At 42.9% G+C, this 12,373-nt stretch carries 11 protein-coding genes; 3 read left to right on the top strand and 8 right to left on the bottom strand.

The window, feature by feature from the left end; all coding sequences use genetic code 11:
* Positions 1-540: 540 nt before the first annotated feature.
* The 4 genes from RA086_RS10765 to RA086_RS10780 all read right to left on the bottom strand — a co-directional run bounded on the left by RA086_RS10765 (position 541) and on the right by RA086_RS10780 (position 5,126).
* Positions 541-1,986, bottom strand: coding sequence for a 6-phospho-beta-glucosidase (locus tag RA086_RS10765; RefSeq protein ID WP_308703791.1), 1,446 nt, complete (start codon positions 1,984-1,986; stop codon positions 541-543).
* A 15-nt stretch (positions 1,987-2,001) separates the two neighbouring features.
* Complete coding sequence (locus RA086_RS10770; protein WP_308703792.1) at positions 2,002-3,441, bottom strand: 6-phospho-beta-glucosidase; 1,440 nt, start codon at positions 3,439-3,441, stop codon at positions 2,002-2,004.
* Between the two features lie 905 nt (positions 3,442-4,346).
* Entirely contained in the window at positions 4,347-4,697 is a 351-nt protein-coding gene (locus tag RA086_RS10775) for a PTS lactose/cellobiose transporter subunit IIA (protein WP_308703793.1), read from the bottom strand.
* Between the two features lie 114 nt (positions 4,698-4,811).
* Complete coding sequence (locus RA086_RS10780) at positions 4,812-5,126, bottom strand: PTS sugar transporter subunit IIB (protein WP_308703794.1); 315 nt, start codon at positions 5,124-5,126, stop codon at positions 4,812-4,814.
* 194 nt (positions 5,127-5,320) lie between these two features.
* Here RA086_RS10780 and RA086_RS10785 point away from each other — a divergent pair, with 194 nt between their 5' ends.
* Positions 5,321-6,028 carry a GntR family transcriptional regulator gene (locus RA086_RS10785; protein WP_308703795.1) on the top strand — a complete coding sequence of 236 codons (708 nt, stop codon included), beginning with the start codon at positions 5,321-5,323 and terminating at the stop codon, positions 6,026-6,028.
* Between the two features lie 91 nt (positions 6,029-6,119).
* Entirely contained in the window at positions 6,120-6,854 is a 735-nt protein-coding gene (locus RA086_RS10790) for a glycosyltransferase family 2 protein (protein ID WP_308703796.1), read from the top strand.
* A 566-nt stretch (positions 6,855-7,420) separates the two neighbouring features.
* Here the strand turns inward: RA086_RS10790 and RA086_RS10795 are convergent.
* Positions 7,421-8,785: a hypothetical protein gene (locus RA086_RS10795; RefSeq protein WP_308703797.1), complete on the bottom strand. Its 1,365-nt coding sequence runs from the start codon at positions 8,783-8,785 to the stop codon at positions 7,421-7,423.
* A gap of 35 nt (positions 8,786-8,820) precedes the next feature.
* Complete coding sequence (locus RA086_RS10800; RefSeq protein WP_308703798.1) at positions 8,821-9,459, bottom strand: WxL domain-containing protein; 639 nt, start codon at positions 9,457-9,459, stop codon at positions 8,821-8,823.
* Positions 9,460-9,767: 308 nt separating this feature from the next.
* Between RA086_RS10800 and RA086_RS10805 the strand changes: the two genes are divergently transcribed.
* A complete protein-coding gene (locus RA086_RS10805; protein WP_308703799.1) occupies positions 9,768-10,442 on the top strand; it encodes a histidine phosphatase family protein in 675 nt (224 codons plus the stop codon).
* On the opposite strand, the gene RA086_RS10810 is transcribed toward RA086_RS10805, so the two are convergent.
* Both RA086_RS10810 and RA086_RS10815 read right to left on the bottom strand, forming a co-directional pair.
* A complete protein-coding gene (locus RA086_RS10810) occupies positions 10,426-10,914 on the bottom strand; it encodes a hypothetical protein (RefSeq protein WP_308703800.1) in 489 nt (162 codons plus the stop codon). The genes RA086_RS10805 and RA086_RS10810 overlap by 17 nt on opposite strands.
* Before the next feature lie 183 nt (positions 10,915-11,097).
* Positions 11,098-11,919: an HAD family hydrolase gene (locus RA086_RS10815; protein ID WP_308703801.1), complete on the bottom strand. Its 822-nt coding sequence runs from the start codon at positions 11,917-11,919 to the stop codon at positions 11,098-11,100.
* Positions 11,920-12,373 lie beyond the last annotated feature (454 nt).

The following is a 12,373-nucleotide window of genomic DNA, read 5'->3' on the forward strand; positions in this document are numbered from 1 at the left end:
ACACTACGGAGCGAGCGGCAGACATTAATTTGATTAAGCAGAAAATGTTGTGGTACATGAAAATCAGTTAAATAACAGACAATCAGAAAACTGAAAGTGACATTGTTAAAATTCTGGCTGATAAAGAATTGACCGACTACCAATATTTAGATGCCAAAGTATGTCAGGCACAATTATATTATTAAGATGGCTACTTTCTAGTTTTCTCAAAAGAAGTTTCTATTGCTGACAGTTTACCACAGTATCCATTGTACACCCATCGAAACAGTTGGTACAGACTTCTGACACCCTTTTTGCTTGCGGTAATCTCACCGTACTTTTACGTTCCAATTTATTATGGGCTAAACACCATCTTATTTGCGGCTTACTTTCCTATTATTCAAGACAATCAGGTATTTATTCCAAACGGTACTGAATTCTATTTCATCGCATATTAAAAAACTCCGCCCTAAGTAAATAAGCCTTAATGATCTGCTTATCTGCCCAAGTAGGAGTTTAACTTACATCTATGAATTTTTTCGTCTCATAATTTCAAATCAATTACTTAATATCAGCGCCATTCGTCCGAATAACTTTCTGATACCAATAGAACGAGTCTTTCTTCGAGCGAGCCAATGTCCCATTCCCGTCATCATCTTTATCCACGTAGATAAAACCATAACGTTTGGACATCTGACCAGTCCCAGCAGAAACTAAATCAATACAACCCCAAGGCGTATAACCAATCAAGTCCACGCCGTCTTCATTGACTGCTTTGATCATTTGATCAATGTGGGCCCGCAAATAATCAATCCGATAGGGATCATGAATCGACCCATCAGCTTCAACTTTGTCGCGTGCACCTAACCCATTTTCGACGATCATCATCGGCTTGTTATAACGGTCTTGCAACCAGTTCAAGGAGTAACGTAAGCCTTCGGGATCAATTGGCCAATCCCATTCGCTCGTCTTTAAATAAGGGTTCTCAACGGCTTCTGTGCCGACAAAGTGATAGCTTGGATTATCTTTTTGCGCTTCGACCGTATTAGAATTGTAGTAACTAAATCCAATATAATCAACGGTGCCTTCCGACAAGACTTCTCGGTCTTCAGCCGTAATATCTGGTCGAAAACCAGTTTGCTTGAAATAAGCTTCCATATTACGTGGGTAATACCCCCATGATTGGACATCCGCAAACCAATAACGCCGTTGCATGGCCTTTTCAGCCTGCATAATATCCGCTGGTTTAGCAGTCAATGGATAAATTGGCGTCATATTGATCATATTCCCAATCTTAAAATCAGGATTGATCTTGTGACCAATTTTCACAGCCAAGGCACTGGCAACCATTTCATAATGTGCGGCTTGATACATTAAGGCCTCGGCATCGGGGTCGTCTGGTTTCAAAACTAACCCTGAGTCGGTCGCCATTAAGAACTGGTTCGTGTAAGTCGTTTGGTTATTGATTTCGTTAAAAGTCATCCAATACTTAACCTTGTTGCGGTAACGCTTAAACACGGTTTCGGCATAATGAACAAAGTAATCAATGACTTTCCGATTCCGCCAGCCACCGTATTTTTCAACTAAATGGTATGGCATTTCAAAGTGTGCCAAGGTGATCACTGGTTCAATCCCGTACTTCAGGCAAGTATCAAACATGTCATCATAGAATTTCAAACCAGCTTCATTGGGTTCAGCTTCATCACCATTAGGAAAGATCCGCGTCCAAGCAATTGACGTCCGGAAACACTTGAAACCCATTTCCGCAAATAATTTAATGTCTTCTTTGTAATGGCCGTAAAAATCGATCCCGGCATGGTTCGGATAATTCTTACCCGCAATCACGCCATCGGTAATCTCACGTGGCACACCATTAGCACCGGCCGTCATGACATCCGCCATGCTGACCCCTTTGCCACCGGCTTGCCAACCGCCTTCTAGTTGATGGGCGGCAACCGCGCCACCCCATAGAAAGTCTGAACGTAGCCCACTTTTAGTCGTTGTCATCAAATATCGTCCTTTCTATAACTTTTCGCCGTCACTCGCAATAACATCCTTGTACCAGTTGAAGGAATCCTTCTTCGACCGATCAAAGCTGCCTTCACCGTTGTCATTCGCATCCACGTAGATAAAACCATAGCGTTTGGCCATTTCACCAGTGCTGGCTGAGACCAAGTCAATGCAGCCCCATGGGGTATAACCGATCAAGTTAACGCCATCTAACGCCACGGCCTCTTCCATCGCCTTAATATGATCACGGAAGTAGCTGATTCGGTAGTCATCATGAACACTCCCGTCAGCTTGCTTCTTATCATAGGCGCCGAAACCATTTTCCACGATGAATTGTGGTAAGTGCCAACGATCTTCCATCCAGTTCATGGCATAACGCAACCCAGTTGGGTCAATTTGCCAGCCCCAGTCGGATTTTTCAACGTAAGGATTCTCAACAAAATCATCGGGTTCCTTGAAATCATATTCGGGATCATCGCCTTGGTCTTTAGTGACAAAGGACATATAGTAACTAAAACCGACGTAATCAACGGTACCGGCTTTCAAAGTTGCCAAATCAGCAGCCGTGATGTCCATATCGAAACCTTTACGTTCAAAATACTTCGGTAACCAAGCTGGATATTCGCCGCGGCAATGCACATCACCGAACCAATAGCGTTTCTGCATTGCTCGTTCAGCCATCATAATATCTTGTGGTTTCGCAGTTAATGGATAGATTGGACACATCGCAATCATGCAACCAATTTGAAAATCAGGATTGATTTCATGACCGGCTTTGACAGCCAAAGCACTCGCAACTAATTCATAATGCGCGGCTTGATACATCGCTTGTTCCCAGTTATCATCCTTGCCAAGTTCCAAGCCAGAGTTTTGCAACAAAGGATGTGGATCTGACCAAGCTGTCTGGTTATTGATTTCGTTAAAGGTCATCCAGTACTTAACTTTATTCTTGTAACGTTTGAATACCGTGGTAGCAAACCGTAAGAAGAAATCAATCATCTTTCGATTAGAGAACCCACCATAGGCTTTGACCAAATGATAAGGAATTTCAAAATGAGACAATGTGATAACTGGTTGGATGCCATGCGCTAATAAATCGTCAAACATGTCATCATAGAACTTCAACCCAGATTCATTGGGTTCAGCTTCATCACCATTTGGGAAGATCCGTGTCCAAGCAATGGATGTCCGAAAACACTTGAAACCCATTTCTTCAAATAATTTGATATCTTCTGGATAACGATGATAGAAATCGTTGCCCCAATGATTTGGATAAGTTTCACCATCTTTAACGCCATCCGTAACCTTCCGCGGTACACCGTTGCGGCCAGCGGTCATCACATCCGCGATGCTGACCCCTTTACCACCGGCTTCCCAGCCGCCTTCTAATTGATGTGCTGCGACTGCGCCGCCCCAAAGAAAATCTTTGGGCATCTTGTATCCTGTTGCCATGTTATATCCTCCTCGTAAATTTCACTCATTATGTTTGAACAATTTACTTATTAAGTTGTGTTTTCTTTGCCGCCTTGTCGCTGTAAATAACTTATTACCTTCACCAAGTAACTAAAGTGCCGTCTGCAAAGTATTTCAACTGCCTAGTATGGTGTCCGCCTAACTTGCCGTTTCGGTTGGTCTGGATTGATGCTGGAACGTGGTGGCCACGTTTGTGAGCCAAAGGTCGGTCTCACAAGCCGGGCTTTTCCTAAGCTGGAAGTCCACCAGCAAAGGAAAATTTCACCACTGAGCATCATCCAGCCCGCCCTGCACTAATCAGTAATCTCAATTTCAATTGAAGTTTGAAGAGATATTAAGATTACCAATACTTTGATCACAAGCACTATTTAACGTCGGAGTGGACCATCTCGACACGACTTTTAAGACGTGAGCTACGACTTGAAAGTACCTGCAGACCGGTCTTTGGCTGCAAGTCTGCCTCACAGCAAACGTGCCGGTCCACGGAAACGGGCAATTAATAAATTATTTTAATGAATATGATAGCTACAAAGCACCAGTCCTAATGAAATTACATTGTAACTGCTAATAAAAATGGTCGCTCAGTAGACTTATGACTCATCGCCACAGATTGATTTTTTCGACCATTTCAATACTGTCTAGCCGATAGGTTGCACTCATTTAGGGCTCAGTGGTGAAATTTCACTTAGCTGACGGTGTAGTTTCCGGCAGGTTAGTGAAAGGTCGGCTTGTGAGACCGTACTTTGGCTCACAAACGCGCCACCACGTTCCAGCCCTAAATGAGTGCAACCGGTAGGCGACAAGCAACGCACAACTAGCCTAATACGAAAGAAGGACCCAACCAACACCATCAAGGTATTCGTCTGGGTCCCCCAAAGACTTGACTATTTATCTTCAGCAGCTAAACGACGATATAAATCGACAATTTCACCAGCTAAATCCCGGAAAGTAATGGCATTCATCATATGATCTTGTGAATGAACCAATAGTAAGGAAACGTGGGTATGGTTACCGTTGGCTTCATCCGTCAACATTGCGGTTTGGGAATTATGTGCTTCAGTTAAGAAGTTGTCGGCTTCTTTTAACTTGGCATCGGCGGTTTCAAAGTCGTTTTCTTTTGCAGCTTTGATGGCTTCAAAAGCCGAGCTCTTAGCGTTCCCACCATTAACAATTAATCCCATGATTGTTTCTAAGCTTGCATCTTTTTCAGTCGTTGCTTGTTTTTCTTCTGCCATTATTTTACTCATCCTTTTAGTTAGCTTATTTCGTGTGCCCACACAATTTAAAATGCTGCCGACCGTTATAAAATTCATCGCTGTCAGGCAGCACCTGGTTATTCTGTTATTTAATTATTTCTTGGCCATTGATGATTCAGCTTCTCTAAGAACCTTTTCGCCGTTCATCATGCCGTAATCTTGCATGTTGATAACTTCAACTGGAATATCAACCCGCTTTTGGAAATCGCTTAACATGTAGCGAACTTGTGGTCCAAGCATTAAAATGTCAGGATTCTTTTCAGCCAATTTAGCATCAGCATCACTGGCAGCGGTTGCAAAAATTTCTGCATCAATGCCATCGGCTTCGGCAGCCTTTTGCATCTTAGATACTAAAAGTGAAGTTGACATACCAGCAGCACATACCAACATAATTGTTTTTTCAGCCATAATAAACACGCTCCTAAATAGTTTTTAAATTTATTGTGATTCTGCGGTTGCTTTACTAAACCGCTTTCATTACAATTAGAATTATAAGTCATGGGTACAAATTTAACAAGTCCTAATGTTTAAATAAACTGAATTTATTAAATTTGTACCCATAAATTTTGGTATTAAATTAATTCTTGAAAGAAGTGATTTCTATGTACCGTGATATTGCGACTAAACTTGTCAATGCCATCCAAGATGGTGAATTTGAAGTTAAGTTGCCCACTGAAGCGCAGTTAATGGAACGCTATCATGTTAGCCGTAACACGATTCGCAAAGCCATTGATCTCGTTTACCAACAAGGGCTCCTACGCCGCGTTCAAGGTAGCGGCTATTTTATTGCCAGTATCCAACTTCGGCATAAAACTGTCGTTAATTTATCCGCTCGTACCATGCCTAGCAGCGCCTTGCATCCCCGCAATTTGGTCTCAAAAGTAGTAACCTTTGACACGATCCATAGTGATGCCGCCTTAGCTAAACAAATGCAAATCGAACCAGATACTGAACTCTATCGGGTCATCCGTCTACGTTACTGGCATAATAAACTTTATTGTTTGGAAAAGGCCTACTATCTTCGGTCAGTGGTTCCCTACCTCTCGCCAGAAGCCGTGAATAACTCAATCTGGGACTTTTTAAATGAAGCATACGGGATTGGTATCGCAAATAGCGATGATTATCTTTCGTTGACTAACCTAACTGAAGAAGAAGCGATTTTACTCCAGCTCGATCATGGTGACACCTACATGGCACTGGATTCCTGCAACTATTATAAAAACAATAGTTTACTCGATTTTTCTCATACAGTCTTCGTTTATCCGGAATTGGCGCTCTATTTTCACACCACTAATCTAGCAAATAATTAAATTATCCTCAAAATAAGGCAATTCGCTATAATTTCGTCACACTTTACGGCTATAATGGTAAAGTATATCAAATTACGATGGAGGAATTAGCGTGTCTGCACCCCTATTTTCAGTGGTTGTACCGGCGTACAATCAACACAAATTTATTAATCCTTGCTTGACTAGTCTGCAACGCCAAACGATGAGCGACTTTGAAGTTATCGTTGTTAATGACTGCTCAACTGATGACACCGGCGATCAAATTGCGGCGTTAATCAAGGGTGACGATCGTTTCAAGGTCATCACTCACGCCCAAAATCGTGGCGTTTCAGCAGCCCGTAACTCCGGCATGGCAGTAGCCAAGGGTAAGTATCTCTGCTTCGTCGATGGGGACGATTGGGTTGAACCAAACTTTTTAGCGGCCTTTTTAACCGCCTATCAAGCGACGCCCAAAACACAACTGGTCATCTGTAACCATTTTGGTTACTTAGCTGTGCCCAGCCCCGCGAAAACTTATGATCAGAAAGACTTAGTTGCCAATATTAATTTTGGTACGGTCGGTGGTTTCTCTTGGAATAAATGCTTTATTCGAGCAATTATTGCCAACCACCATTTAACTTTCAATGAGGATATCAACTTTCTTGAAGACCAACTATTTGCTTTTCGGTACGCCAATTACGTCCACTCAGCTGAATTGTTGACTGAGAAGACTTATCATTATCGTTGGCGTTTCCGCAGTAATTTATCCCATGTTGGGATTCCATTTTTTGCGGCTCGCCGCAAGATGATGAAGATCTTGAAACAAGAAAGCAAACGGACTTTGAGTGAAGATCTCAATAACCAATAAAAAATCGCAACCCTAATTCGTTTGGGCGTTGCGATTTTTTGTTGCCAAGACATGATTTTCTCATACATCATGGCGCTCATATTTAAATAATCGATTACTGGTCCACTTCGACGTTAAATAGCGATTGTAATTTAGGCAATAGTAAAGTCAGAACCTGACAAAAAGCCAATTAATATTAGGCTCACCATTTAACGCAGGGCGGGCTGGGTGATGCTCAGTGGTGAAATTTTCAAGAGTGTGAGCGCAACGGGTTGCTCCTGAGCATTGCCTAGCCATCACAATTACTCGGCGGTCTTCCGAGTGGTTGCGATGGCGTCCCAAGCGGAGGGCGCAGTTGGTCTGAACACGTTTCGACAAATTAAAGCTTAGAGAAAGCCCGGCTTGTGAGACCGCTCTTTGGCTCACAAACATGGCCACCACGTTCCAGCATCAGTCCAGACCAACCGGAGCGGCAATTTTAACAGCTATTACGAAAAGACTGGCACGCATCGCGTCACCAGTCTTTTCGTTTAAACCCATTTAGAACTCAATATGATTGTCAGCCCTAGATTGCACTAATCTTACGGTTATTGACTGCTAGGCACATCTTCAAGCCGCCAAGTAATGGTGCCGTGATAATCGCCTGGCACAGCATCCGCTCGCGTTTGTAGCAAGATGCCACTCGCCGCCGTCCAACCAGCAGTCACATTGTGAATGGGCTGATTGCTCTGAGCCTGACCTTCAGCAATTGTTGTCCCAGTTGCAGTCAACGGTATTGCTTGCCCGTTATTGTTCTGATAAACTAATTCGCCTGCTAAAGGACGCTGTTGCTCATCAACTAAGGGAGTCACCTCAGCCGTAACCCGCCATGGACTACTGTCCGCCCGCGTATCCGCAACTTGCAATTGCCAATCGTCTTGACGGCCAGTCACTTGGCTGGCACCATTCAGGGTCACTTCGCTGAATTGAGCTTTCGGACTAACTTTCTGGAAAGCTAAGCCCCCCTGAACCTGAACAGCCAATTTTACGGGCTCAATTTGTAGAGAATAATCATCAACCGCGTGAAACTCCAGTTCATGGGACCCAATGCCCAGTTTGTTCGCCGGAATCGTTAGCTCAAAACCGTCTTCAGCTTGGGTTCTACTCAACACCTGTTTCACAAGTTCACGACCCGCACTTTTAATAATCACCGTCACTTTGTCACTATTTAACCCGCCTTCACGTCGAAACTTACCTTTGACAACAACGTTCTCATCTTTTTGAAGCTGGTAGTTTTGTTGCTCCAAATCAACTTGTAGCGGTTGTACAGCAAGAATCTTATATTGGGGTAAATCTAGCGAACGTTTAACCCCTCCAAAATTAAACCAGGTCTGCCCACCACTCACAGTGCTCGTGGTGTTTACTTCATCAACAACCACAGTAACCGTGATTCGAACCCATGAATTGGTTTCATTTAATTCCGCGGGCAAAACAAAATTATAATGGTTACCATACAATTTCAAATCCGTTTCATAGCCATTTGCTAGTTGAATTTTTGCGGATTGTAAGCGGGTAAACATTGACGGTGAAAAATAAAATCTCCCCTTTGGGAGTGACGTGTCGCCGGCCAAATAGTGTCCATCAAACTCATAAGTCACTGTCGCACCACTCGGAACAGCCCGACCATGGCCTAATTGGTTACCATGCCGGTCTCTAGCCGTCACTGACGCACTGAAATTTAAATTACGCACTGTGACCGCCGATTGTTCAGCATCCGTCGCTGTTTTTGCAGTTGATGCAGACGTCTCCGCTACAGTCGTTGGCTCAGTTACTGGTTCATTAGTCGTCGAACTTGCTGAAGCGCTCAATTGACTTGTTGCCGTCATATTGTCCGCTGCCTGACTCACAACACCATTAAAACTATGACTGACTAACACTCCCACCAATAATCCAATCGCCCACACCCGTAACATGTTTCTAGCTCCCATCTAAATCAACCAGTCGCTAATTAGGCTGGCACGTTTCTTAACGTCCAAGTAATCGTGGCTTTATAAGACCCAACTTTGTTCCCACCAGGAATCCCCAACTTAACAGCTGATTTGTCATGAGTTAGTGAGTAGCGACCAAGACCGTTCCCAGCAGTGGCATTCATGATTATTGTATCTGTATTATTCAAATGAATATCATTGAAAGTTTCTGGTTTACCAGAAAGATTACCAGCTTCAACGGCAGCAATTGTCCCAGTTGTGATCGAGAAGTCGGCCCCATTTAGCTTGCTAGCCGCTGGGTCACCTTTCCGAGTACCGGCTTTCTGGATAAAATCTGTGATTCGTGCCGCAACGTTATAACCACTTTCAAAACCAGGATTACTGATAGTTAAATTTTTTTCAACGCTTGTTGCAGTGTAATCCTTAGAAAAGGCCGAAATTTCTAAGTTATCAAAATGATAAACTGGTGTCTGTTCAATCTTAATGGCACCTTCTTTTTCTGATTGTTTTAACGTGACGGTTGCCTCGGTTGTATCGGTGCTAGTTTGAACTTCAGGCTTTGAAGGAGCGGGTGCCGCGTTTGCCTGGGTTGTACTTAATACTAAACCTAAGCTTAAAATGGCACCTACTGCTAATAAATGCTTGCTTGCTTTTTTCATGATTTAAAACCCCTGTTTTTTTGATATTTTTTAGATTCGCGCAAATCCGCAAAAAACATCGTATCAAATTGAATCGCACAAGTCAAATCTTTTTCTTATAATTTTTATTCGCTTTTGGTTATAATTATTTCATTATTTTAATTATTTATATTGAATCGTGGGTTAAGTCTAAGTAATTGGCCGAAACTGCACTTGTTCAGGCAATCATGCCGTTAAAAAATATGAGCTATGGCTGATTAAAAGCTTGTCGGAAACGCTTAACCGCCGTACAATTGAGCTATGACAAATTATCTGAAGGGGGCCTTCTAATGGCAACGATTCATCTCTATCTTGTCCGCCACGGTCAAACGGAACTTAACGCCGCAAACCGGCTGCAGGGCATTTATGATTCTAAATTGACCACTAAGGGGGTCCGCTCAGCGCAACGACTCGCTCGGATGTTAGCCGACGTACATTTCGATGCCGCTTATATTAGTGATCTCGGTCGTGCCCAACAAACTGCCCGGATCATCACCGCGATGCATCCCGAACTAAAAAAGCCGACGATTGACGTCGGCTTACGCGAATTTAATTTTGGTGGTCTAGAAGGCACTAAAAACACTTGGATCGTTAACCAGGTTCGTAAACAACTAGGCCCCGGAACTTTTGCCAAACTTATTTTAAGCAAAGAACGCTTCGCGACTCTACTCTGGGTCTTTAACTCATTAGATCAAACGCGTGCCGCGGAAACGTTAGTCGGAGTGACCGACCGTATTAATCGAACCCTCCGACGAATCAGCTTATTTGAATCACAAAAATCAACAGAAGATCGTAATGTTTTAATTGTGTCACATGGCTTAGTGCTCAGCGCCTTTCTCTATCAGTTGAGCCCCCATGATTTGCCGGCCCGACTGCTCAAGAATACTAGTGTGACACAGGTCGACTATACCGATCGCCAATTCAAACTAATCAACATCAACGTGACGCCTAAGAAACGATCTTAGTCGTATTTAACGGCTGTAACTCTGATGAGCTCGTCCGAAATTGTAACCGTGCTTGTAATCCAAAGAACGCTTTAACCTTCCGCTGTAATTCCTGCCCGGTCGCATGGACGGTCGCATCATCGGCAACCGCGTCACCAATGACCACTAAAACGCGACTACTTTTGGCATCTAAATTAGCTGGTAAAAGTTGCTGGTCTTGATCTAATAAGGTCACTGGTTGATCTGGTAACACTTGAATTTGAACCGGTTCAGCCGGGATGACCGCCATATCCCAAGCTTGTAATTGGACATGATGTCGATCCCCAATTAAGACTAACAGATCCGCCAAAGCATTTTGCGGTTGTGCCGGTGTCAATTGTCTTAAAGTTAATTGTTTTTCAATGGCTGGATTCAATTCTCGATTATCAATTCCCGTTAAAGATAAAACGGCTAACGGGGTAGCCAGCTCACTTGGTAAAATTTCGATTTTCAAAAAAGTCACTTCCTATAAAACTCTTTCCTCTCTAAGTGTGCCAAATCTGACGGAAAAGTCAATTAACCAAGTCGCGCTAACCACAAATTTTTAATAATCAAAACGGGCCACTAAGGCTCAACGAGATTGTTACTATAATTAACAAAAAAGCTTCACCATTGCGTGAAGTTTTTTTATTTGCAGCTATAGCGGATGTTTTTCAAAATACTGATCTAAAAATTTGGCTAAGCCATCATTATAATTCGTATCCGTCACATAATTTGCAATTGATTTAACTTGTGGTAACGCATTACCCATTGCAACGGAATATTTTGCCTCGGCCATCATGCCAACATCATTCAACCCGTCACCAAACACAAAAGTATGCGTGGCATCGACATTTTGCTCGTGTTGAATTTGTTTGACCGCCGTGCCCTTATCCGTATTTAAAGGAATCATTTCAATATTGTTCGGATTAGACGAAGATAAGCGTAGTAATTTACTATTTGTTAACTTTTCACGTGCAGAATCTAACCGTGACATATCTTCACGGCTCAAAATGACTCCGTTCGTGATCTGATCTTCGATTTCAGCTAATTGCGTGAAACTTTTGACTTCTGCATAGCCAATCGATGTTTCATCCACATCAAAATTAGCCGCATTACGAGCGACAAACCGTGGAATTTGCTCAGTATAGTACGCCATTTCTGGTGTAAATAACATCATTGGTAAGTTGTCGCGGCGCGCAATCAAGTAGGCTAACTCAACAGCAGCGCCACCTAACTTGGTAATTTCACGACCCTGGGCCCCATCAAAGACGGCCCCGTTCGAAGTGACTAGATGCACTTCTGGATTGATCTTATTACGCACGATCTTTGCGAGCTCATACATCCGCCCCGTCGCGATGTAGAACATAACATCTTGTTTTTGCAACCGTTCAATGGTGGCCTTCGTGTGATCCGTCACATATTGATGGTCCGTTAATAAGGTTCCATCAATGTCCATAAAGACTAGATATTTTGGCATGCGTTACCCCTCCTACATTTTTACAACTATAATTGTACGCTATTCGAGGCAATAATGGAAATCGCTTTCAAAAATGCGGCTTACAAGTCATAATTAGCTTGTATGGGTGTTGTTTGGCTTAATTTTTCACTCTGGTTGGCCACGTTTGGTCCTCATCGTCTTATGGCACTTCACAAGTAAGTCGTACCTTGTCGAGAGTATAAATGACCAACTAACTACTCGATAGACTGTTCCTATTGATAAGATTTATTTTTCACTCAATCCCCAAACATTCTTTTAAGCTCCGATGCTTTAAAGTCACCCCAATCGTCAATTTTCTTCTATAATTATCACATTAAAGGAACAATTCATCTGCAGGTTGCGACTATTTTTGACTCTGCTGTGCCAAAGAGCCATGGTTGCATCCTGATTATATCGACGATTCAACTGAACCCATCACGACGCTTTTAATCGT

The sequence above is a fragment of the Lactiplantibacillus brownii genome (assembly GCF_031085375.1).
Taxonomy (GTDB): domain Bacteria; phylum Bacillota; class Bacilli; order Lactobacillales; family Lactobacillaceae; genus Lactiplantibacillus; species Lactiplantibacillus brownii.